Here is a 21,835-nt window from a genome sequence, read left to right on the forward strand (position 1 = left end):
TCGACGAGTTTAGCCATTCTATCGACGACTTCTCGGGTTCTATCAACGAGTTCAGCACTTCTATCGTCGACTTTGGCCATTCTATCGACGTGCCGGTCATTTCTACTTATCCGCCAGCCCTTCTTCTGCAATCTTTTTCAATTCGGAAGCACGCGCAGCAATGAAGTTCCTCATATATTTTTCTAAAAAGAGTTTGTCTGCCAGGTTGCTGAGCGGTCCAAGAGGCGATGTATACTGAAACCGGTCAATCATAAGGGTGCCGCCTTCTTTTTTGATAAATTGATGGGTATGTTCAAAGGAATGAAACGCTCCCTTTACCATGATATCAACAAATTCTGTTGGCTTCTCCATGGAGGTCACTTTGGCTGTGAGCCTTTGTTTTACTCCAAAGTGAACAGCTTCCCAGGTTACAATGTCCCCCTGTTCTAGTAATCCTTTCGTCACCCCGCCCACCGCTCTTTCCTTGGTTTGGGAGGTCGTTTGGGTATGGATGTCTACATTTCGAGCAAGATCGAAACATAGATCGATAGGGGCTTTTATGAATTGATGATGTTCGATAACAGGCATTTTTTTCTCCTCTTTATCCTAGTTTAACTAAGTAATTATAATTTTCAAAATTTTTATTCCTTTTCCTGCCAATAAGAGATATAATTATCTCATCTTACTATAGGGAGATATCACTGTGAATAATCATATCTTTAAGACTTTTGGCGTTCCAACGTGGAGTTTCTTGATTGGTTTCTTGTTTGTCATTATGTCTGGTTTCGGCGGGCGGATTGCGTCCTCTCTTTCCAGGCAGGGAAGTGAGGAGGTTTGGATGGTGTCGGATGAGCTAACCCGTGCGTGGACTTATATTCCGTTAATCGTAGGGATTGCATTTTTAACCCTGGCTGTCAGTACGTTTTCCATCACGTATTATTTTTGGCAGAAACGCAAGGCTGAAATGGACGCCGGATTGTCTTAAGGAGAGATGCAGTTGAAGCATATCACCATCGGATTGACATTACTATTATCGAGCGCAATTATTTATGCCGCGTCCTTGATAGCAGCTTCTGTTTACTCACTGGCCTTGACGGAAGATGGCGGCCAGGGTTGGGATAGACGATATGGGGTTTATGGGACAGCTCTTAGAGAAATTGGCACCCTTCTGATAGCACTCTCGATTCTGTTTGGATTAGTTGGCGCTGGCATTGTTATTGACTCTGTAAGAAAGAGCAAATTGTGAGTACCTGGACGATCGCTGTTGAAGCGATCTTTTTTTTGTGGAGCATATACCTGCCGGTTGAATAAGCCAATCTATTCCGAGTTTGGCCGGGCTTGATGACAGGGGTGGAGATTCTATCGACGAGTTTTCGGGTTCTATCGTTGACTTTGCTCCTTCTATCGACGGGTTCCGTACTTCTATCGACGGCTTTGCTCCTTCTATCGACGGGTTCCCCATCTATCGGCGACTTTGCTCTTTCTATCAACGAGTTCCTCAATTCTATCAACGACTTTGCAGGTTCTATCGACGAGTTCTGCACTTCTATCGGCGACTTTGCTCCTTCTATCGACGGGTTCCGTACTTCTATCGTCGACTTTGCCCTTTCTATCAACGAGTTCTGCACTTCTATCAACGACTTTGCTCATTATCAACGAGTTATCGGGTTCTATCAACGACTTTGCTCTTTCTATCGACGAGTTCCTCACTTCTATCGGCGACTTTGCTCTTTCTATCGACGAGTTCTGCACTTCTATCGACGACTTTGCTCCTCCTATCAACGAGTTCCGCACTTCTATCAACGACTTTGCATGTTCGGCGAGTTTGCCCTTTCTATCAACGAGTTCTGCTCTTCTATCAACGACTTTGCTCTTTCTATCAACGAGTTCTGCACTTCTATCGGGCGACTTTGCTCCTTCTATCGACGGGTTCCGTACTTCTATCGGCGACTTTGCTCTTTCTATCGACGAGTTCTGCACTTCTATCGACGACTTTGCTCCTCCTATCAACGACTTTTCCCTTTCTATCAACGAGTTCCTCACTTCTACCGGCGAATTCCCCACTTCTATCGACGACTTTACATGTTCTATCAACGAGAGTTCCCCATCTATCGGCGACTTTACCCATTCTATCAACGACTGCTATTTTTCCAGCATCAACACGCAGCAAAAAAGCCTGGAACTAAATCCAGGCCCCCTCTTCACCCCTTCAAAGACCCAGCCATCATACCGGCAACGAAATAGCGCTGCAGGAAGATGTAGGCGATGACCATCGGTGCTGATGCAATGATGACGCCAGTGAAGAGCATCGGATAGTTGGTCATGTACTCGCCTTGGAATTCGAGCAGGGCGAGCGGCAGGGTTTTGTAGTCGCTGTCGGTGATGAAGAGTAATGGATACAGCAGGTCGTTCCAGTTCATGACGAACAGGAAGATGGCCGTGGCCGAGATGGACGGCAGTGATAATGGGACGGCGATTTTCCGGTACATCTGCCAGTTTGAGGCGCCGTCGATCCGGCTGGCTTCAAATAGTGTGCTCGGCAGTGATTTCATGAAGCCGGTCAGGATGAAGACTGCGACCGGCAAGGTGACGGAGATATTGACCAGGATCAGTCCTGTCAGGCTGTTCGTCAAACCGAGGTCAAACACCAATTGGTACAGTGGAATCATATTCACTTGAGCCGGGACCATCATTCCAAGGGTGAACAGGCCGAATAGGATTCTCCCCGGCCATCCCGACAGGCGTGTGATGGCAAACGCAATCAAGCTGGAGAAGAACAAGGTCATCCCCACGGAAATCAGTGTCACGATGACGCTGTTCCAGAAGTAGGTACTCATGGATTCCTCCGTGAACATCGTCACGTAATGATCGAAACCAAAGCTTGCCGGCAGCCCCAGTACATCCTGATACATTTCAGCATTTGACTTGAACGTGGCAAAAACGATCACGATGACCGGGATGATGATCAGCAAGGCATAAATGACAGTAAGAGTGCCTTTTGTCAGCTTCAAGAGCCTTTCCCTCCTTTTTAAAAAAGGCTGTTTTCGCATATATTGTTGCTTCCGAAAAAATCCCAATAGCCGGATTTTTCCCCTGCCTACTACGTTTTTCGCTCTGAACAAAGAGAGAAGCTCTTTTCTCTCTTGCTAAACAGGGGTTTTTCTGGTTCATTACTCCACTATCTTTCGGAATTATTATCAACTAGCAACAAAGTTTACGAAAAGAGCCTAAAAAATCTAGTTTGCCGCTCGATCTGAACGAAGCACTTTGAATTGCAGAATGGTTATGATGGCAATCACGATCATGAATATGACGGATTCTGCTGAAGCGTATCCGAACTTAAAGCTTTGGAAGGCTGTTGAATAAATCAGTGTTGCCAGGATTTCTGTGGCATAGTTCGGGCCGCCGCGCGTCATTGCAAAAATTAAATCAAAGGCCTTGAAGGACTGGATGGTCGTATAGGCGACAACGATGGTTGCTGCCGGTGCCACCAGCGGCCAGGTTACAAAACGGAATCGCTGCCATCGGGAAGCTCCTTCGATTTTGGCGACTTCGTATAAATCATTCGGGATATTCTGCAGGCCGGCAACGAAGATGATCAGCATCTGCCCGGTGTGCATCCACACTTGAACAGCGGCAATCGAGAAGATGGCGATGTCCTGATCTCCCAGCCAGTTTTGCGAAAGAAATTCCAGATTGATTTTTTCAAGCAAGGTATTGAGGATTCCCAGATTCGGGTCATAGACGAATGACCAGATGAATGCCACCGATACGGATGAAAGGATGGTCGGGAAGAAGTAAAGGGCTCTTAAAAAGATGTTCGTCTTGGTGTTCTTGACAAGGTAGAGAGCGAAGACCAGTGAGAATGCCGTTTGAAAGATGACGACAAACAGCATGAACTTCAGGTTGTTTCCGAATGCTTTTACGAAGATTGAATCATTGGTAAAAATATTTATGTAGTTATCCACCCCGACAAAATTGTACTGAGGCGTCAAGCCGTCCCAATCCGTGAATGAGTAAAATAATGCGCTAAGTGTCGGGTAGATAAAAAAGATCGAATATAGAATCAGGCCCGGCAGAACAAACAGATACAGGGCTTTATTTTTCTTAAGACCCATGCAACCCCCTCCTTCTAAACTCCAAAGCATATTCTAATAGGGAAAGAGTCATCCTCTCCCCCTATCAAAACCTTATTGTGTTTTTTGGTTTACGATTTCCTGCGCTTCCTGTGCTGCCGTTTCAGGGTCTTCTCCGCTCAGGACATTCTGGATGGATGCGATGACCGCTTTTTCCACGTCTGCATCCGGAATCAGATAGCGAGGCTGAAAGCGGGTATTTTTGTCCATCCAATCTGCGGCAGCCTTCAATGATTCGGATTCGTAGTTGATGTCCGGAATCGTCAGGAACTGGCCGGTTTCATTGGCATAGTACTCCGCATTTTCCGGCTGTGACAGGAAGTCGATGAATTGCTTGGCTTCTTCTTTGTGCTCGGACTTGCTGTTGACGGCGAGCATGAAGGTTGTCGTATGGATTCCTTCAAACGCCGCTTCATCGGCAGACACCGTGATGGGTGCCAGGAGCCCAAGGTCAAGGTCCGGATTCAATTCCTTGATGTTAGCCATGGCATAGGAACCCGAGGCAAGCATCGCGGCTTCTTCCTGGGCGACCTGGGCAATGGCCCCCTCATGCTTCATACCGAGGGCATCCTTGCCAATATAGCCTTTGTCCATGAGCTCCTGGAATTGAGACAGTGTTTTGACCCACCACTCGTCTGTCAATGCCGTTTCTCCATTCATCAATTCAGCAAAAATGCCTTCCGGTGCATTGTTCATCATCATTGAATTCATCATCTGCCCGGGTCCGATGTCGGCTCCGGGAAACGCAATTGGGGTATATCCGTTTTCTTTGAGGGTCTCACAGAGCGCAAGGAACCCTTCCCAATCATCCGCAGGCTCGAGGCCAAGTTCATCAAATAATGTTTTGTTATAGACGGGCTGGTTATAGACAAGCTGTAATGGAAGGGCCAGTTGTTGGTTTCCATCCTGTCCGGCTGCCAGCAGGGTTTCATTAAAGTTTCCGACAAGCTCCTCCCCTGTTAAATCTTCAAAGAGGCCCGCTTTTTTGATGACTTCGAATTGTGACCCCGGAAAGGCAGTGAAGACATCCCCGGTGGAACCATCGCGAAGCAGGGTTTGGGCAGTGGATTGATATTTTTCAGAAGGATAAACCGTCATTTCTACTTTGATGTCCGGATTATCTTCTTCAAAGCGGCTGATCAACTCTTTAAAAGCATCAGAGTCCTCCCCGCGCCAGTGGATAAAGCTGATTTCCGTTTTGCCGTCCGCTGAACCGCTCTCCGAAGATGAACAGCCGACAAGGAAACCGGAAACGATAAGAACACACATGACCAATAAGGATAGCTTCCTTTTCATATCGAGATCCCCTTTGTTTATGAATGTTTTCTCTGGGTACTATAGTGGTGTTGCAAGAATACTAGAGTGGACGTTTCTGAGAAGTTGGATTCGTGAGGCAATGTAGTGACTGGGCATTCAGTCGATAGAGTGTGTGGAATCCCCCTTTCTTGATTCTTCCCGGCAAGTTCATCGGTTTTCACTTTATGTAAGGTTTTACTTTAAATTTCTATTCTTTTGCCGGTCGCTTAATTACTTCAATACCCCGCTCTCTTTTTTACAAAACATGAATATTCAAAAAACTATATATATTGACAGATTTTTGCGCAAAAAAAGAACCAGTCCATTTTTGGGCTGGTTTTGTTCATGTGTGATAGGGTTATTTCTTCTTTAAGCCCATGGGTGAAGGTTTACTGCGATAAACACGGTTGGCAGATAAGTCCTCGCCGGTCTTCTCAATTCGCTTGGCATCATTTTCAAACATCTCGCGTGCTTTCGTAAACAATAGTGTCACAGTTTCTCACCCTCCTTTGAAAATGTTAGTTTCTAGTTACCCGGATATGGATGGGTAAAACCTGATTTTTTATTTTTTTTTATTAATCAAATGTTGATTAATACCCTTTCCTTACCCTTCGCTATGGGTCACCGAAAATCCTGGTTAACTAGGAAGGTAAACTCTTCCTGTTCATCGGAAAATCCCTGATATAAGAAAACCTTTCTTGATTAGTAATCATAGTTCCACAGTACCTTCCATTCTCCTTTTTCCACAACCGCATAACAGGTTTGCCTGATCTCCATGATCCCGAATTGGCTGTCGTAATGCATGGTTATCTCGGCAGCTGACACATCCTTGAAGACGGGGCCATCTTTGGACATCTTCCACTCATCCAGCTTTTTCATTTCGCCCATTTCGACTTCAAACGTTTCAACGCCCATATGCCCCAGGAATACATGGTTCTTCGTTTGGATATAGGACGATTTCTTGAAGCGTTTCTTCATTTCTGAGTGAAACAGCTCCCATGCATTCCCGAAGTCGCCGTCCTGTTCATATTCATAAAATTGTTCAATGACTGTTTTGGGGGAGTCTGGAGGAGAAGTGCCCCCTGCACAAGATTTGAGAACAATGATCACGATAAAAATAAGAATAAGTCCGAAAGCCATTAAAGGAAGTGGTGATTGTCGTCTCCGCATAGCAGCCTCCTTCACAAAGTGCCTTGGTTTAATCGTATGACAAGTTCTGGCAGTCTATGATGTGAAATATCCATGAAGTCATGGCAACTGTTTCCTTTCCTTATGACGAAAGGCCACTTTTTACAGGAACTGTTTAAATGCTGCAGTAAATGTTTATATAATAGAAAAAACAACACGAGGAGGCCATTCCTTTGAACCCCATGATTAAGATTCGTCAGTTCTCGCATCAATTCATGCTGGGCTATCATAAGAGTATTATGGAAGGGTGTCTGGATGAAACGCTGAAATCAAAGATCAAAAGCAAAATGGAATACCACCGTGTAAGAGTGGCAGAAGAGTAAATTATTATGGTCAACTTCACCCTTTTCCGAAGTTGATCAGATACATATTTATTAAGAGTTGAATTTTAATTTAAAATTTTTGCAGATTGTATTAAGATGAATGGTGTAAAAATAAATTCTCCCGTTCGACGTTTACCTTTGGGCGGGGTTAGGCATATACTTATAGAAGCAAGTCATATACCTACAGGGGAAATAAAACGTGAAATGGGAATGATGTCGATGATCGATAATAAGAAAATTCATGATAAATTGCTGGATGTTGTAAAAACAGAAAATATCAAGGTGGATGAGATGCTGAAGGATCATCTTTATACGAAACTTGGCGGGAAAGCGGACTTCTTCATCACGCCGACAACGTACGAAGAAATCCAGAATGTCGTGAAGCTTTCCAATGAGGAGAAGATTCCGTTTACATTGCTGGGGAATGGATCAAACTTGATTATCAAGGATGGCGGGATTCGTGGAATTGTCATTAATCTAAAGCATCTTGATGAAATTTCCATCTCCTCGGAGGGGACGACACTGGTTGCTCAAAGCGGCGCGCGAATCATTGATGCGTCACGCCGGGCATTGGCGGAAAGTCTATCCGGCCTTGAGTTTGCCTGCGGAATTCCGGGAACAGTCGGCGGCGCGCTTTACATGAATGCCGGAGCTTACGGCGGTGAAATCAAGGATATGCTTGATTATGCTTATGTGGTCGATAAGGAAGGCAATCTAGTGAAGAGGCTGGCATCTGAGCTGGATTTGGATTACCGTACAAGCAATATCCCGGATAATGGGGATATTGTGCTGGAAGCAACGTTTAAATTGAAGCCTGGTGACTACGAGGATATCAAAGCTGTGATGGATGATTTGACCTACAAGCGTGAGTCAAAGCAGCCGCTCGAGTATCCTTCATGCGGATCGGTGTTCAAGCGTCCTCCTGGCTACTTTGCCGGGAAGCTGATTCAGGACAGCCAGCTGCAAGGAACGAATATCGGCGGCGCCGAGGTGTCCACGAAGCATGCCGGGTTCATCGTGAACAAAGACAATGCATCGGCGAAGGATTATATCTCATTGATTGAACATGTCCAGAAGACGGTGAAGGAAAAGTTCGATGTGGAGCTTGAGCGTGAAGTGCGGATCATCGGTGAGGATTTAGAATAATGAAGGCAGGCGGTTTTCTCTTCTTGGAGGGAACCGCCTCTTTAGTGCTTTAAAGCGGTCGGGGACAGTCCCCGACCGCCTTAAAGCACTAAAGCACTTCTGTCTCCATCTCCAAATTCTCCTTTTTAATGGTAAACTATCATTGAAGCTTCTTAGAATGCGAGGAATTAAGATGCCTGATTGGTCTTATCATGTTATTTTCAAACCAATTTTAACGAAACTTTCTCCGGTCACTTCCCGGGAATTCATCCATAAAGGAATGAACAGGATTGCTTCACTTCCATTCGGTGCCCGCGTCATCAATTTTTTAGGGCGGGAAGAAAGCTCGACCTGCCTGTCCAGGCGATTCGATGGAGTGGATTTTTTAAATCCTGTGGGACTTTCGGGTAAAATAGATCCCCTTCTATCCGGAACTCATGCCTTCTCCAACTTAGGGTTCGGTTTTCTCGAAGTTGGTCCCCTTACTATGGAAGGGACCGAGCGATTGGAACAACCGGTTATAGATTATGATCGGAGTCACATTCAATTTCCGGAAGAGGAATCCATCGGGCTGAAAGCTGCATTGGCAAAGCTAAGACATTTCAACAGCAAGCAGCCTGTTTTCTTCAGGCTCAAAGGGAGCTCTTCAGAAATCCAGACAATGGTTGACCAACTCAAGGACCTGGCGGATGCTTTTATTCTGCAGGACACCCATAGCTCTATACAGACGGCAAAACCTATTTATCTATCGATCTCGAATCCAAATGACATAAAGAGTCAGGAGGAGCTGTCAGGATTTTCTGGTGCCGTTCTGGAATTAGGCGAGGCCATCACACAGGAAAAATGCGATGCTGTTCGAAAGTGGCGGGAGAGCGGATATAGAGGAACGATCATCACATCAGGGTCGATCTTAGAGCCTCAGGATGGTCTCCAGCTTTTGGACGCAGGTGCCGACCTGGTTATGCTGGCCGGCGGCTATGTTTTCTCGGGTCCAGGGTTGACGAAGAGAATAAAGGAAGCTCTTGTATCGAGAGAGGACCTGCCCTCCCCTCAGCCTGGCTGGTTTGCCTATTGGCTTTTTGGTTTGTTCATTTTCCTAGGCGGAATTCTTGCCTTACTGTTCAGTATCACTTCGATCGTCCTGCCTTATGACGAATTATTTTTAGAGATGAAGAAAGAAGAAATTTGGTTATATAATGAGCGGATCATGCTATTCATGGCCCATGACAGAATGACACTGGCAGGCACGATGATTTCAGGCGGAATTGTTTATATGAACCTGGCGAGATATGGCGTGAAGATGCGGTTAAGGTGGGCTAAGCAGGCAATTGATACAGGTGCCATCACAGGTTTCCTTGGGATATTTGCCTTTATAGGGTTTGGCTATTTTGACTGGCTCCATTTGCTGTTTTGGCTTGTCCTGCTTCCGGTTTATCTTATTGGTTATTTGAAAACTCGCGGCATCCGTGGGGCTCCGTCTTCCAAAAACAGACGGAATGATCACATTTGGAAAGTGGCTCTAATCGGCCAATTCCTCTACGTACTGCTCGGCTTTTCTTTCGTTCTCGGCGGTCTTGTCATTTCTTTGTACGGAGTGACTTCGGTTTTTGTGCCGACTGACCTTCTTTATCTATGTATGACTCCGGGGATGCTGGAGTCGTTCAATGAACAGCTGATACCCGTGATTGCACATGACCGGGCCGGCTTTGGAAGTGCATTATTAAGTGTCGGTTTGCTCGTTCTCCTGCTGGCGCTGTGGGGTTTTCAAGAAGGAAACAGATGGATGTGGAGGACTTTCCTATTAGGCGGACTTCCCGCTTTCATTGCTGGGATTTATGTCCATTTCGCTATAGGATACACGAATTTCATCCACTTGCTGCCTGCTTACTTTGCCATCCTGCTCTACCTTGGCGGATTACTATTGACCTTCAGGTTTTTCTATAAAAATGAGTAAAAGAGTGACAAGGTGATTGCTTGTCACTCTTTCTATTCTTCGACATATTTCCCCGGAAATTGTAGGAATTTTTGTTGTTTATAGTGTGTTTAGCATTGGGTATTAAGTTTATATATAAAAACTAGGCCAAAAGCAAGGCAGTTCTTCATCAAGAAATCTACATCCATTAAACCTAAAAGGAGCGATTCTTATGAAGATTAAAGTGAAAAGCTGGAGAATGCTTACAACACAGGATAAACTGTTTATTTTAAAAGCAATCAGCCAACGGTCTCAAATGAAGCAAATTGCCTAAAGGAATTTCAATTTGTTGCGCTTGTCAATGGCCGGCCTAGTTATTATTCACCCTCCTACTTCTTCGTCTTCACCACATAAAAATTCCGGTTTTCCTACCTTTTCTATGATATCGTGCGGTACGAAAAACCTCGCCGTCATGAGCGGGTCGACGATTTGTGAGATTTGCGACTGGCCTGCAGCACTGAACAGCATTGTCAGTTCGTTGAGAGACAGCTCTGTCTGCGGCAAAAGCGTATCAACCATGATTTCCACCGCACTTTTAGCCGCTTCGTCAACCGTTTCCTTAGAGACGATGACAGCAAGGCCCTCCTTGTTTTCCACAAATGGATACGGAATCGATGAGCCTTTTAATACGTCCAGCGTTACTGTCACCTTGCCCGGGATCTCGATTCCGCTTACACTGATTTCACCATCCCCCATGGCAGCATGAAGGTCTCCGAGTCCGAACAATGCCCCTTCCTGGAAAACAGGCAGATATAAAGTGCTTCCTTCTGCAATCAGCTTTGTATCCATATTCCCGCCATGCGGACCGGGAGTTCCATTGGAGACCGCCTTTCCTTCAGGGGCTACACCTATAACGCCAACCATAGGGTTCAGCGGGAGCCTGATATCTTCATTAAACACTGCCTCTCCGTCAACAATTGGAATGATTTTTATCTCTGACTCATCGATTCGGTGCCCCATCACGCCAAGACCCGGTTCAACCATCATCACTCCCCTGTCTTCGAGTTCGATTTTATCGATCTTCACTTTCAATATATCCCCCGGCCTCGCTCCTTCTACATAGACTGCCCCCGTGGCCGGATTGATTTGATTCCAATCCATGGCTTCCAGTACGGTATCCTCTGAAGTGATTTGATTTTTAAAACAATCATAGGTTTCGATTGTGATACTGCTGCCTGATTCTACTTTTACTGATGTTGGATTTTCCTTACTGAATGCGTAAAAGAAATTTTCCTTTGTGACTTTCTGCATCGTCATCATCCCTTTTTTCTGAATTTTTCATTACTTTACCGTATTTTTTCTGAAACAAATAGTATTTAGTACACGTTTACCCCAGGGATCATCGGGAAAGTAACAATTGAAATGATAACTTTGAAAGGAGAAAACACAGTGAAAAATTTTCGTGTGGAATTCCATTTTGATAGCGACAAAACGGTTTCTTTTTTTATAGAAGATGAACGTACAGAGGCAACTGTCCTTCATAAAATCTTCGGGAATGATTCGGACCATTTTGTTTTCAAGGAAAATGATGTCCTTTACAGAATTCAGTTAGGCAAAGTCACTCACGTCACCGTGATAGAGGCTCAAGAATAAAAAAAGCAGTCTGGAATTTGCTTCCAGACTGCTTTTTTACGTTTCTTTGGAAACCACTTGGTTCCTCCCGGTTTTCTTTGCTTCGTATAAGGCTTTGTCTGCTCTGTTTAACAGTGAATCCAGAGTGTCGCCTTCTTGTCTTTCGGCTACACCGAAGCTGGCTGTCAGCGTTTCAATATTTTCAAAGTTATGTTCTGAGATATGCTTCCTGATTTTTTCAGCAAGAACGGCAGCCTGTGAGAGATTCTGATCCTTTAGAATCAGCATGAATTCTTCTCCGCCCCAGCGTCCGAGTAACTCTTTTCCCCCTATTACCTGGAGCGTTCTAACAGTGAATTCCTTTAGCAAGCGGTCACCTGCAGTATGGCCGTAGGTATCATTGATCTTCTTAAAATGATCAATATCCAAGTATATAATAGATAGGTCCTGCTGGTTGTCCAGGACCTGGATCAATTCCTGGTCTAATCTTCTGCGGTTGGGCAGCCTGGTTAGATAATCGGTGTTGGCGGTTTCCTCCAATAATTCTGCTTTGATGTAATTTTGTTTCACGGTCTGGAGGAAGAAGAGGGTCACAATGAAGACAAGATTCGCGAAGAAGTAGTGAACCAGCTCGTATATTGCAGGCGTTCCGATTAGATCAGGCAATTTATAAAAAGCTACACCAAGAAACCATAAGTATGTAGAGATGGTTGTAAGCAGGGCCCACTTGGTGTTCAAGAGGAAAAACAGAAACATGTAAAACATAGGCATCCAATAGGTGAACGGCCCAAGTGTCATCGTCCGCTCCAGTTCAAAGCTGACTGCATGGGTGAATCTGATGGAACTTACCAAACAGACTGCAATGATCATAATTTTTTCGGATGTTTCAATCCAGCTTTTCTTGAAAAAGACGATTAATGCGGAAAGAAAAAATAGTATTACAAGAACAGCCAGTATTGTCTTATTAATAAAATCTGGAGACTCCGCACGCCCTTCTTCATACCACCCTAAGCATGATATGAAAAGAAATATAGGCAGCAAAACAGCATAAAATCGATATTTTAACCTTTGTATTGACAATGGCTTTGCATTTGTCATTGTGACTCTCTCCCTATATGACTACTTTGTGGCAATAAAAAAAACGCACTCAAAGAGGGCGCCATCATTTGTGTGCAACTGGCTGGCATATCCTTTTCGGATGGTAGCCCCTGTAGTTTTGCGCCCCAGCCTTTCGACTGATTTGCCCTTAGTCCTTATTCACCTGGTACTTATAGCCTATATCATACACTGGAATTATATTGAAATCAAGAATCGAGTGTTCCCTTTAGCGCTTTAAAGCACTCGGGGACAGTCCCCGGCTGCTTTAAAGCGTTAAAGGATTAATTTGATGAAGCTATTATAATACGTTAATCAGTAATAAAAATTTCCACTAATATTTTTATTGTTTTTTTGCTATAATAGTAAATCGTAAGAGAAATGGCATCTGGCATTTATATCTTGCAAATATAAATCGATAGGTGGAAAAGAATATGAGCGAAACAAAACCATACAGAGTCCTTCTGTACTATAATTATGTAACAATTGAGGATCCTGAGGCGTATACAAAGTACCACAAGAAGCGTTGTGAGGAAATGGGCCTTAAAGGACGCATTCTGATCGCGAAGGAAGGGATCAACGGAACGGTTTCCGGTACGATCGAAGCGACAGAGCAATATATGGACATGATGAAGAACGACCACCGCTTCCATGATACAGTATTTAAAATTGATGAAGCGGATGAGCATGCATTCAAGAAGCTTAAGGTAAAACACCGTTCGGAATTGGTCACTCTTCGTCTTGAAGATGATATCAATCCACATGAAATCACCGGTGAATACCTGAATCCGAAAGACTTTTATGAGCAAATTCAACGTGATGATGTTGTCTTGCTTGATGCACGGAACGACTATGAATACGATCTGGGACACTTCAGAGGAGCAATCAGACCGGATATTGAAAACTTCCGTGATCTTCCTGACTGGGTCCGTGACAATAAAGAAATGCTGGAAGGCAAAAAAGTTATCACTTACTGCACAGGCGGAATCCGCTGTGAGAAATTCTCAGGCTGGTTGAAGCGCGAAGGCTATGAGGATGTGGCTCAGCTGCACGGCGGGATTGTGACTTATGGTTATGACCCCGAGGTTCAAGGTGACCTTTGGGACGGACAGCTTTATGTATTTGATGAAAGAATCGCTGTTCCGGTGAACCGCAAAGAGCATGTCGTTGTCGGCAAAGATTACTATACCGGCGAGCCATGTGAGCGCTATGTGAATTGTGCTTACCCGCCATGTAACAAGAAAATTCTATGCTCTGAAGAAAATGAACACAAATATATGAGAAGCTGCTCTCACGAGTGCCGTACTCACGAAGAGAACCGTTACGTGATGGAGCACAACCTTTCTGAAGAGGAAGTAGCAGAAAGACTTCGTAAAATTGAAGAAGAAGATGGCGTGAAAGCTTAAATAGATATGTAAAAAAGCGTGAGGACGGAGGTCCTCACGCTTTTTATTTGATTAACGCATTAACGCGATGAGAGACAGTCCCCCATCGCGTTAATGCGTTAATATGACAGGGGACAGTCCTTTAATACGTTAACGTAACAGGGGACTGTCCCCGACTGCTTTAAAGTGGTGAAGCATTAAAGTTCGAATTCCCACTCGTCTTTGAGTTTGAGGTAGAGGACGAGGAGGATGTTTTCGAGTTCCTGCTCGGTTTGCCTTTCGATTTCCATCCCGATCTTAATAAGGATGATATCTGCGACCTGCCTTGTCAATACCAGCCTTTGATTCTGTTCCACATGGGTGAACCGCTGGCTGTAGGTCCTCAGGAGCTTCCACTCTTTAGCACCCAAGGCTCTGAGTGCACCTTCTTCAATGTCGAGGCTTTCCTTGCTGAGCCCCCTGGACTCTACCTCCTTTTCGATAGGGCTTTTCTTCTTCGCTTTTTTCTTTCTTCTTTCATGGACGACCATCGTGCCGGCGGTAATATCCCCAAGCCGCTTATGCTTTCCATGGAAGAATACCATCAGCATCCCCACAAAATAATATACCGGCATCATATCGACAATCCTTAAGATATTGCGGATGAAACTTGAGAGAAGCGTGATGCTCTGACCATTATCCTGGATGACCCTGATACCGATCAATTTCTTCCCCAGCGTCCTTCCGCCGGAAAAAAATTCATAAACTAAAAAATAGCCCCAATTCAGCACAAACATGGCGACTACAACGATGGCAATCGTCCCGGAATGAAAGGTCTGTGCCTCGATGAACGGGTTTTGAGAGGAAATATTCAATGTCCACGCCAATATAATGATCACTAAGATATTAATGACTGTCAGCAATATCTGGTCTATCAAGAACGCTGCAGCCCGGCTTCCGAGCCCCGCCGTCCGAAATTGGAGCGACACATACTCGGGTGTTTTGATATCAATCTGTTCCTCGCGCATATCCGATTCCTCATTTCCTGATTTTTATACTATAATAAAGATGACGGAACCATCCAATAATTACATATTTTCCGACAAGTGACAAATGCACCCGAAGTTGCCGGAAATATACCCTATTAAAAAAGCAGGTGTTTTTATGAACTCTAAACAATTCATCCAGCAGCATCGAAGTGATTGGAAAGAGCTGGAGGAACTGATCGCAAGCATGCCTAGACGCAAAAGTAAGATCAAGGGAAAGGCTATTGACCGCTTCAGCCGGCTTTATCAAAAAGCTGCCCAAAATCTTTCCTACAGCCAGACCTACTATCCTCAAGAAGATGTGACATCTTACTTGAATGAACTTGTCTCTAAATCTCACAATCTCTTGTACCGCGACCAAATCTCCAGTTGGAAGCAGATCCGCCATTTTTTCAGTGTCACCTTTATCGGTTTGTTCCTTCAGCAGTGGAAGATGATCCTTTTCGCCATGCTACTTTTCATCATCGGAGCAGTCGGAAGCTTCTTCTCCGTTGCCGGTGACCCGCTTCATATTTATTCTGTACTGCCTGAAAATATGGCCCAGGGATTTGATCCGGAACGGCTTGGTGAAAATGAAGGAAATGTTGATGCCCCAATGATGTCCGCTACCATCATGACAAACAACATCCAGGTCGCATTGCTGGCTTTTGCAGGCGGCATTACATTCGGCCTTCTGACCGTGTACTTGCTGATTTATAATGGCATCATCATTGGAGCGATTGCTGCCCTTTTCTGGCATTACGGAAAAAGCTATGAGTTCTGGGCTTATATCGTGCCGCACGGGATGATCGAGCTTACGGCGATTTTCATAGCCGGAGGTGCAGGCTTGCTCATGGGTTATAAGCTGTTCGCACCGGGCCGTTACTCGCGGGGCTATCAATTAAAGCAGCAGGCAAAACGCTCTGTCCTGCTGCTTCTCGGTACAATTCCTTTATTCGTGATCGCCGGTATCATTGAAGGCTTCATCACACCTTCCACTCTATCACTGGAAGTCAAATACGTAATTGCCGGATTGACGGTAATCGGATTGATCCTTTATGTCCTGATTGGAAGCATGCTCCTGAAGAAAACGCGAGTGAACCTCGTCTAACCGGTGTAAATACGTTGGTAAAAGCATAAGAAGATGCGTGGTCTCCTGCTGGATCAGCGGTGCGGGTGATAAATGGTTGCGCCACGATTGGCCGCTCCCGCTTTTTACTTCATCCAGCTCCAGCGGCCAGCGCCTAGCAGATTCGGCCACTCTCCTTACGAATCCAGCTCCAATGTCCAACAGCTAGCGTACTTCCCGGCTCCTCCTTGCGATAAGTCAACATCAACTCACGAAGTTCGTTGTGTTTCCTTTTATCTCATGCGAGTCCGTCCTGTCCGTCTGCAGCTGATTGGGGCCTTTCTGCCTTTTAACAATAAGTCATCATCGAATCGCTAGTGCTCTTCGTGATTCCTTTATCTCATGCGGAAGACTTCCAGGCCGTACACAGCTGAGCGGGGCCTTTCCGCTTTTCAGCCTAAAGCAGCCCTCGATTCATGATATCAATATAATGAGAAACGGCCACTGCGGCCAGCTTCTCTTCCCTGGCCTCCGCCATTTGGAGGCCTCTTTTTTCCCACTTCACTTTTTCGCGTTTCTTGATCAGCAGTTGCTTCTGTGCCATGCTTTTGATCATCGTATTCTTCACAGACTGGGGTTCATCGCCAGCCCGGTTCAGCACTGTACGGTCTTCTATACCCAGCATTAAAAATAAATGCCGCTGGCGAAGACGGTGAAGGTATGTCAACGCCCCGCCTTCATGCAGGAATGAGCCGACATCACTGAATAATAAAAGCAGGCTGCGCTTCTTCTGCACGGTCTGCAGGTAACTGAGCACCGCTGCATAATTCGATTCCGCAGAATCCACTTCCAGATTGTAGATGCTTTGCAGGATGGTCTGCAGGTGGGCCATGCCTTTTGCAGGCGGGACGAAAACATTGATGTCCCGGGAGAATGCCAGCACCGAAACATAATCGCCTTTCTGCAACGCAGCAGCACTTACGGTCATTGCGGCTTCCAAGGCCCTTTCCAATCGGTTTCCTTTCGTCAACTCGGCTCCCATCATCCTGCCGCAGTCGATTAGTATCGTAATATATTTTCCGTGTTCAGGCTCATATTCATTGGTCATGACTTCGCGCAGCTTGGCCGTCTGCCGCCAGTTGATCAATCTTGGATCATCTCCGACAGCATAGTTTCTTATTTTGGAAAATTCCCCTGCCCCGCTTTTCATTTTCCGGATCTTCATGCCTTCATAGATCAGGAACTGCTGGGCATCCTCAAGGAACCGCTTTGTATCCGTCAGGTCAGGGATGACTTTCACAGTTTCTTCTATCCTGAAAGTCTTTTGCTTTTCCCAGAGGCCAAGCTTGCTTCGATAGCGAAGGAAAAGTTTTTCAATGGCATACTGCCCGCGTACAGGCGCCGCTGTTTTATATAAAAACGATGACTTCCCCTCACTAGATGTACCTTTTAAAGGAAACGGCCTATGGAAGGATTGCGGAATTCCATCGGTCATTTTATAGGAAAACGCATGCCTTGATTCGCTGGAAATTTCCACTTGGACATCATATTCCAACGCCCGTTCCATTTCATCCGGCATTACCCTGCTGACCGAAATCTCGTTTTTACGTGGTGAAGCGGCGAGGTCTAACAGGCTCAGCAAAAGAAACACGAGGTTAACGGTAATGACCAGGCTCCAGGAAATTCCGAAGAACCCGCCCAGGAACAGAAGTAAAGACAGAACGGCCGCTGACATCATCAGCCGTCCGGTTGGAAGGATTCCCTTATCGCGGAACAGGAACCGCCCCCACAAGTTCTTCAATGATCGTATCAACCGTCGCTCCCTCCAATTCCATATGCGGCGAGATTTGGATTCTGTGTCGTAAGGCTGGACGTGCCGTCATTTTGATATCATCCGGTGTGACATAATCGCGGCCAGCCATGTATGCCCATGCTTGCGCCGCTTTACCGATGGAAATCGCCGCCCTTGTACTGGCGCCGAAACGAATGCTGTCAGTGTCCCTTGTTTTGCGGACGATTTTCATGATGTAGTCGAGGACACTGTCTGAAATGGTGACAGCTTCCACTTCTCTGCGGATACTTGAAAATACTTCAGTGGACAGAACCGGCTCCACAGACCCCTGGCTGAAAATCCCTTCGATAACGGATTTCAAGACTCTTTTTTCCTCTTCCAGCTCAGGAAAATCGATGTTCAATTTAAAGAGAAAGCGATCCTGCTGGGCTTCCGGAAGCGGATAGGTCCCTTCAAATTCGATCGGATTCTGGGTTGCCACAACAAAGAAGACATCTGGCAGCGGATAGGTTTCCCCTTGGATGGTCACCTGTTTTTCTTCCATCGCTTCCAACAAGGCAGCCTGTGTTTTGGCCGGTGTCCGGTTGATTTCATCTGCCAGAAGGATATTGGTGAAAACCGGTCCTTTCAGTGTTTGAAATGAACTGTCTTTCATATTGTAGATTGTGCTTCCTGTGATATCACTCGGCAGGAGATCCGGCGTGAACTGGATGCGGCTGAAATCTCCTCCTAGAAGATCTGCGAGCGTTCGGACCATTTGCGTTTTACCGGTACCCGGTACTCCTTCGATAAGGACATGGCCCCCTGCCAACACCGCTGAAAGAAGCAGTCTCAGGTTTGTCCGCTGCCCCAGGATCCGGCTTTCATATTTTTCTAGTAAGGCTATTAATTCTGGCTTCATTATCCTCCACCTCTTTCCTCAATCGGTCGATTTTTTTCGACCATAGTAAGTATTCCTGCTTGCTCACTTTCTCTTTTTGTAACATTTCGGTTAATCCGTTCACAAAGTTCGTGATTTCTTTTTCTGAGACAGACTTCCATTTTCGTGTCAGTCCCTCGGTGCTGTCCGTCCATTCCTTTGAGTAAGCGATGCCCCATTTTTCCTGAAGGAGCAGTTTCACATAATCAGCCTGGATGTTCAATGAATCTGTGAATCTCCTTCCTCTCATATACCAGGCGGCCAGCGCTCGTATTCGTTCATCGCTGAATCTCACGTACTCTTCCCGAGCCACTTCAATCGGGCCAAATCGTTTGCCCTGATGCCAGAGCCACAGGATGAGAAGCAGGGCTCCCTGGATCATGAAGATCAAGAACCACTGCGGATAGAGTGTGGCAACCGTTGAGGCATTACCGCCGCCATGTATATATTCATCAAACAGGATGGTGTCCGGACTGCCTGAGTTGATGAGAGACAAAATGAGGGGCAGGTGATCTTCCTCTAAAATGTTGATGTTCGCCATCCAGTCCGGAGCGGTGGCAACGACCAGACTGCCTTTCCCCACCGGGCGCTTGATCGCGATCGGGCCGGCTTCATCTGAAATGAGGACTTCATCTTTATCTGTTGTTTCAATCCGTATAGGCGCTGGTATAAAGGCATTTCGTTCTTCACCCTGAACATCCCTGACCGGAACTGGATATTCTTCTGCCATCTCAGCCTCAAGAACCTTAATATCAAACATGCCCTGGGGGACGGTTTTAAAAAGCAGAATCGTATTGCCCGACTCCATGAACTCCTGATACTCCCGGATTTCTTCACTTTCCGGCATAAAATAAGGCGCAACCATCACGAGCATCTGGCTTCCACTGGACTTATCCAATAGATTCGGAGAGCGGTCCCAGCGTTCAACACTGCCAAGTTCATTCTCTAAATATGTATAAATGGCCTTCGTTCCCATTGGAGCCGGAGAATTGGATAGGAAGTCCGGATATTCCTTCGGTGCACGGGAGCCGATGATATAGCTCAGTACAGCGAAGACCAGCAGAATGACGGTGAAAATGATTAATTTGGATCTATTTTTGGCCATCCCTTCCCCTCCTTAGGCTTCCATTTCCTGATGGTTTTCGTTGAGCCACTTCATGGCGGTTTGTTTATATGGAATGAATTCCTCATGTTTAATTTCACGTTCTCCATAGGCGGCCTCATCAAACTTCAGGGCAAGGGAATAAAACTGTTCCGCCCATTCCTTGTTCACTTTTTGAAGCTCTTCATAATACTCCCAGTTGGTCTTCCATTTTCTTGCCTGAAGCCACTCTCTTTCATGGAAATTAAGCAGCAAGGCAAGGAACAGGTGGCGGACCGCAAGAGAGTAGTCTTCCTTTTCTTCCAGCTTTTGCGACTCTGCCAAGTGGTCTTTATAGGACCAGTCCTTTTCGGCAAGATGCTGCAGCGGCTTTTGTTTGGCCATTTTCCTCTTGTTGATGATACCGCGGGAAACAAAAAACAGGACGAGGAAGAGTGCAACGAGTCCCAGAATCACGAGGATCAAGGTGACCATCGTGCCGCTCCCCTGGGAAACTTGATATTCCGGGAATAAATTGTTGAGCCAGTCCATGACGGTGTCCCTGATTTTTTCCCAGAGACTTTGAAAAAACCCTTGTTCTTCCGGTTGATAGACGGTGTACTCCCGGTCATTCAAGATGTCCTGTAACTCATCCCTTGCATTACTTTCGTTAAGCAAATGGACTCACCTGACTTTCATTGGCAGCGTTGGTTGGGGTTGGGTGTTTGGTACAAATCAATTGTTCTGTACCTGGCACCCTCTTCGCTGCTCTTATTTATAATCCTCAATCATTTCCTGCAGGTCTTCGGCTTGGTTTCTTGTTTTCAAGTCAAAGAACATGACAGCCAAACCAACCGATGTGATGATGGATGTAATCATCGTCACCAAGTTGATGATGATGGAGTAAAGGACACTGCTGCCGAGTGCCAGACCGAATGTAAATTCGACTGCTGTGGTGATGACGCCCGTAATAATGATCAAGACAAGGAAAATGCCGAATACAGCCCATCCGCGTCCTTTGGAAAGATTCCAGCTTGTTCCGATACCCGGCGCCTTTTTATCTATCGTGACCACGCCAATGTAAAAGCTCCAGCGTGTGACCAAGTACCCGATACCAACCGCTGCTGCTAAAAGAAGTACGATGATGAATAAAATCGTCATTAATGAACCTGCGAAAGAATCAACCGAAAAAGCTTCTCCAAAGCCAAAGGCGAAAATACTGCCAATCCCAAGAATCATGACAGGAACAAAGATCATTCCGAAAATGATCAAGAAATATAAAATCGAGCTTCCAATCAAAGCCCAGAATCGGCTGAATGCTTGCTTAATGACACTTCCTGCAGTAAACTCTTCGTTTTTCCTGACATGGTTAACCCCGATTATGATGGCAGCGCTCGCAATGACACCGAAAATCGAACTGAGGATGCCCAGAAGCCCGGAAGCCAACCCTGCCCATATGCCGGCGCCTGTAAACGGTTCAGATTCAAGCGTCCCTCCCTCAAGGTTGTTCATGAACTGGTCCAACCAACTTCCGCCGGTTCCGACAGCCCTAAAGAAACTCGTTCCCGCCATCAACTCGAATAATGCCTGAAGCAAATAAATCGGCCCGAGCAATATAAGAAAAATCATGAAAAAGTCTAAAAACCTGTTCTTGCTCAGACGAAACGTCTGATCCAAAATCTCGCCAAAACCTTTTGGCCTATTAAGCTCTGAATTCATTCTGTTATCCTCCCAAAAGTAAAATACAAAAAAGACTCAATATAATGACTATTTTATCATTTTTATTGGATAAATCCGACCAATTTGTAATTATTTTGTATTTCCGTGCGCTTCACCCCTTTAAAGCACTAGGGGACAGTCCCCTGTTACGCTAGTGCGTTAACGCGGTGCTCCAGTAGG

Annotated in this window: 23 protein-coding genes and 1 riboswitch; of the genes, 8 read left to right on the forward strand and 15 right to left on the reverse strand. The window is 45.7% G+C overall.

Annotated elements, in window-relative coordinates:
* Nucleotides 1-102: 102 nt before the first annotated feature.
* Nucleotides 103-567, reverse strand: coding sequence for an SRPBCC family protein (locus tag AC4E8A_RS21075; protein WP_490195738.1), 465 nt, complete (start codon nt 565-567; stop codon nt 103-105).
* Nucleotides 568-682: 115 nt separating this feature from the next.
* Between AC4E8A_RS21075 and AC4E8A_RS21080 the strand changes: the two genes are divergently transcribed.
* Both AC4E8A_RS21080 and AC4E8A_RS21085 read left to right on the forward strand, forming a co-directional pair.
* Complete coding sequence (locus AC4E8A_RS21080; protein WP_490195739.1) at nt 683-964, forward strand: hypothetical protein; 282 nt, start codon at nt 683-685, stop codon at nt 962-964.
* A 12-nt stretch (nt 965-976) separates the two neighbouring features.
* A complete protein-coding gene (locus AC4E8A_RS21085; protein WP_490195740.1) occupies nt 977-1,225 on the forward strand; it encodes a phosphatase in 249 nt (82 codons plus the stop codon).
* A 197-nt stretch (nt 1,226-1,422) separates the two neighbouring features.
* Here AC4E8A_RS21085 and AC4E8A_RS21090 read toward each other — a convergent pair whose 3' ends face one another.
* From AC4E8A_RS21090 to AC4E8A_RS21115, 6 genes are all read right to left on the reverse strand, one after another.
* Nucleotides 1,423-2,073: a hypothetical protein gene (locus AC4E8A_RS21090; protein ID WP_490195741.1), complete on the reverse strand. Its 651-nt coding sequence runs from the start codon at nt 2,071-2,073 to the stop codon at nt 1,423-1,425.
* A gap of 107 nt (nt 2,074-2,180) precedes the next feature.
* Nucleotides 2,181-2,990, reverse strand: coding sequence for a carbohydrate ABC transporter permease (locus AC4E8A_RS21095; protein ID WP_490198956.1), 810 nt, complete (start codon nt 2,988-2,990; stop codon nt 2,181-2,183).
* A gap of 225 nt (nt 2,991-3,215) precedes the next feature.
* Nucleotides 3,216-4,097, reverse strand: a complete 882-nt coding sequence (locus AC4E8A_RS21100) for a carbohydrate ABC transporter permease (RefSeq protein WP_490195742.1) — start codon at nt 4,095-4,097, stop codon at nt 3,216-3,218.
* Between the two features lie 72 nt (nt 4,098-4,169).
* A complete protein-coding gene (locus tag AC4E8A_RS21105) occupies nt 4,170-5,411 on the reverse strand; it encodes an ABC transporter substrate-binding protein (protein ID WP_490195743.1) in 1,242 nt (413 codons plus the stop codon).
* A 358-nt stretch (nt 5,412-5,769) separates the two neighbouring features.
* Complete coding sequence (locus AC4E8A_RS21110; protein WP_490195744.1) at nt 5,770-5,904, reverse strand: hypothetical protein; 135 nt, start codon at nt 5,902-5,904, stop codon at nt 5,770-5,772.
* Between the two features lie 209 nt (nt 5,905-6,113).
* On the reverse strand, nt 6,114-6,581 hold the full coding sequence (locus tag AC4E8A_RS21115) for a hypothetical protein (RefSeq protein WP_490195745.1): 468 nt from the start codon (nt 6,579-6,581) through the stop codon (nt 6,114-6,116).
* Between the two features lie 191 nt (nt 6,582-6,772).
* Here AC4E8A_RS21115 and AC4E8A_RS21120 point away from each other — a divergent pair, with 191 nt between their 5' ends.
* From AC4E8A_RS21120 to AC4E8A_RS21130, 3 genes are all read left to right on the forward strand, one after another.
* Complete coding sequence (locus AC4E8A_RS21120; RefSeq protein WP_490195746.1) at nt 6,773-6,922, forward strand: hypothetical protein; 150 nt, start codon at nt 6,773-6,775, stop codon at nt 6,920-6,922.
* A 213-nt stretch (nt 6,923-7,135) separates the two neighbouring features.
* Nucleotides 7,136-8,068 (forward strand): UDP-N-acetylmuramate dehydrogenase, encoded by a 933-nt coding sequence (gene murB / locus AC4E8A_RS21125; RefSeq protein ID WP_490198957.1) that lies wholly within the window; start codon nt 7,136-7,138, stop codon nt 8,066-8,068.
* A 172-nt stretch (nt 8,069-8,240) separates the two neighbouring features.
* Complete coding sequence (locus AC4E8A_RS21130; RefSeq protein ID WP_490195747.1) at nt 8,241-10,001, forward strand: dihydroorotate dehydrogenase; 1,761 nt, start codon at nt 8,241-8,243, stop codon at nt 9,999-10,001.
* Nucleotides 10,002-10,340: 339 nt separating this feature from the next.
* On the opposite strand, the gene AC4E8A_RS21135 is transcribed toward AC4E8A_RS21130, so the two are convergent.
* On the reverse strand, nt 10,341-11,270 hold the full coding sequence (locus AC4E8A_RS21135) for an acetamidase/formamidase family protein (RefSeq protein ID WP_490195748.1): 930 nt from the start codon (nt 11,268-11,270) through the stop codon (nt 10,341-10,343).
* 138 nt (nt 11,271-11,408) lie between these two features.
* Here AC4E8A_RS21135 and AC4E8A_RS21140 point away from each other — a divergent pair, with 138 nt between their 5' ends.
* The gene (locus AC4E8A_RS21140; protein WP_490195749.1) at nt 11,409-11,612 is read left to right on the forward strand and encodes a hypothetical protein; all 204 of its coding nucleotides are present in this window, start codon (nt 11,409-11,411) and stop codon (nt 11,610-11,612) included.
* Between the two features lie 36 nt (nt 11,613-11,648).
* Here the strand turns inward: AC4E8A_RS21140 and AC4E8A_RS21145 are convergent, their stop codons facing one another.
* Nucleotides 11,649-12,689, reverse strand: a complete 1,041-nt coding sequence (locus tag AC4E8A_RS21145; protein WP_490195750.1) for a GGDEF domain-containing protein — start codon at nt 12,687-12,689, stop codon at nt 11,649-11,651.
* Between the two features lie 70 nt (nt 12,690-12,759).
* Nucleotides 12,760-12,846, reverse strand: a riboswitch (cyclic di-GMP riboswitch).
* 274 nt (nt 12,847-13,120) lie between these two features.
* On the opposite strand from AC4E8A_RS21145, the gene trhO reads away from it, so the two are divergent.
* On the forward strand, nt 13,121-14,092 hold the full coding sequence (gene trhO, locus AC4E8A_RS21150; RefSeq protein WP_490195751.1) for an oxygen-dependent tRNA uridine(34) hydroxylase TrhO: 972 nt from the start codon (nt 13,121-13,123) through the stop codon (nt 14,090-14,092).
* Nucleotides 14,093-14,268: 176 nt separating this feature from the next.
* On the opposite strand, the gene AC4E8A_RS21155 is transcribed toward trhO, so the two are convergent.
* On the reverse strand, nt 14,269-15,078 hold the full coding sequence (locus AC4E8A_RS21155) for an RDD family protein (RefSeq protein ID WP_490195752.1): 810 nt from the start codon (nt 15,076-15,078) through the stop codon (nt 14,269-14,271).
* Between the two features lie 136 nt (nt 15,079-15,214).
* On the opposite strand from AC4E8A_RS21155, the gene AC4E8A_RS21160 reads away from it, so the two are divergent.
* Nucleotides 15,215-16,186, forward strand: coding sequence for a stage II sporulation protein M (locus tag AC4E8A_RS21160; protein ID WP_490195753.1), 972 nt, complete (start codon nt 15,215-15,217; stop codon nt 16,184-16,186).
* A gap of 415 nt (nt 16,187-16,601) precedes the next feature.
* On the opposite strand, the gene AC4E8A_RS21165 is transcribed toward AC4E8A_RS21160, so the two are convergent.
* The 5 genes from AC4E8A_RS21165 to AC4E8A_RS21185 form a co-directional block, all read right to left on the reverse strand.
* On the reverse strand, nt 16,602-17,957 hold the full coding sequence (locus AC4E8A_RS21165) for a DUF58 domain-containing protein (protein ID WP_490195754.1): 1,356 nt from the start codon (nt 17,955-17,957) through the stop codon (nt 16,602-16,604).
* Nucleotides 17,908-18,837, reverse strand: a complete 930-nt coding sequence (locus tag AC4E8A_RS21170; RefSeq protein WP_490195755.1) for an AAA family ATPase — start codon at nt 18,835-18,837, stop codon at nt 17,908-17,910. Before AC4E8A_RS21170 ends, AC4E8A_RS21165 begins: the two co-directional genes overlap by 50 nt.
* Nucleotides 18,800-19,960 carry a DUF4350 domain-containing protein gene (locus AC4E8A_RS21175; RefSeq protein WP_490195756.1) on the reverse strand — a complete coding sequence of 387 codons (1,161 nt, stop codon included), beginning with the start codon at nt 19,958-19,960 and terminating at the stop codon, nt 18,800-18,802. The genes AC4E8A_RS21170 and AC4E8A_RS21175 overlap by 38 nt, the downstream gene beginning before the upstream one ends.
* A gap of 12 nt (nt 19,961-19,972) precedes the next feature.
* Nucleotides 19,973-20,614: a DUF4129 domain-containing protein gene (locus tag AC4E8A_RS21180; protein ID WP_490195757.1), complete on the reverse strand. Its 642-nt coding sequence runs from the start codon at nt 20,612-20,614 to the stop codon at nt 19,973-19,975.
* 93 nt (nt 20,615-20,707) lie between these two features.
* Nucleotides 20,708-21,655: a glycerophosphoryl diester phosphodiesterase membrane domain-containing protein gene (locus AC4E8A_RS21185; protein WP_490195758.1), complete on the reverse strand. Its 948-nt coding sequence runs from the start codon at nt 21,653-21,655 to the stop codon at nt 20,708-20,710.
* Nucleotides 21,656-21,835: the final 180 nt, after the last annotated feature.

The sequence above is a fragment of the Bacillus sp. SRL337 genome (assembly GCF_984799155.1).

Excerpts from the sequence above, each read along its gene's own strand:
- AC4E8A_RS21075 (WP_490195738.1), bottom strand. The coding sequence starts at position 567 with ATGCCTGTTATCGAACATCATCAATTCATAAAAGCCCCTATCGATCTA.
- AC4E8A_RS21100 (WP_490195742.1), bottom strand. The coding sequence starts at position 4,097 with ATGGGTCTTAAGAAAAATAAAGCCCTGTATCTGTTTGTTCTGCCGGGC.
- AC4E8A_RS21105 (WP_490195743.1), bottom strand. The coding sequence starts at position 5,411 with ATGAAAAGGAAGCTATCCTTATTGGTCATGTGTGTTCTTATCGTTTCC.
- AC4E8A_RS21115 (WP_490195745.1), bottom strand. The coding sequence starts at position 6,581 with ATGCGGAGACGACAATCACCACTTCCTTTAATGGCTTTCGGACTTATT.
- murB (WP_490198957.1), top strand. The coding sequence starts at position 7,136 with ATGTCGATGATCGATAATAAGAAAATTCATGATAAATTGCTGGATGTT.
- AC4E8A_RS21130 (WP_490195747.1), top strand. The coding sequence starts at position 8,241 with ATGCCTGATTGGTCTTATCATGTTATTTTCAAACCAATTTTAACGAAA.
- AC4E8A_RS21135 (WP_490195748.1), bottom strand. The coding sequence starts at position 11,270 with ATGCAGAAAGTCACAAAGGAAAATTTCTTTTACGCATTCAGTAAGGAA.
- AC4E8A_RS21145 (WP_490195750.1), bottom strand. The coding sequence starts at position 12,689 with ATGACAAATGCAAAGCCATTGTCAATACAAAGGTTAAAATATCGATTT.
- trhO (WP_490195751.1), top strand. The coding sequence starts at position 13,121 with ATGAGCGAAACAAAACCATACAGAGTCCTTCTGTACTATAATTATGTA.
- AC4E8A_RS21155 (WP_490195752.1), bottom strand. The coding sequence starts at position 15,078 with ATGCGCGAGGAACAGATTGATATCAAAACACCCGAGTATGTGTCGCTC.
- AC4E8A_RS21160 (WP_490195753.1), top strand. The coding sequence starts at position 15,215 with ATGAACTCTAAACAATTCATCCAGCAGCATCGAAGTGATTGGAAAGAG.
- AC4E8A_RS21170 (WP_490195755.1), bottom strand. The coding sequence starts at position 18,837 with ATGAAGCCAGAATTAATAGCCTTACTAGAAAAATATGAAAGCCGGATC.
- AC4E8A_RS21175 (WP_490195756.1), bottom strand. The coding sequence starts at position 19,960 with ATGGCCAAAAATAGATCCAAATTAATCATTTTCACCGTCATTCTGCTG.
- AC4E8A_RS21185 (WP_490195758.1), bottom strand. The coding sequence starts at position 21,655 with ATGAATTCAGAGCTTAATAGGCCAAAAGGTTTTGGCGAGATTTTGGAT.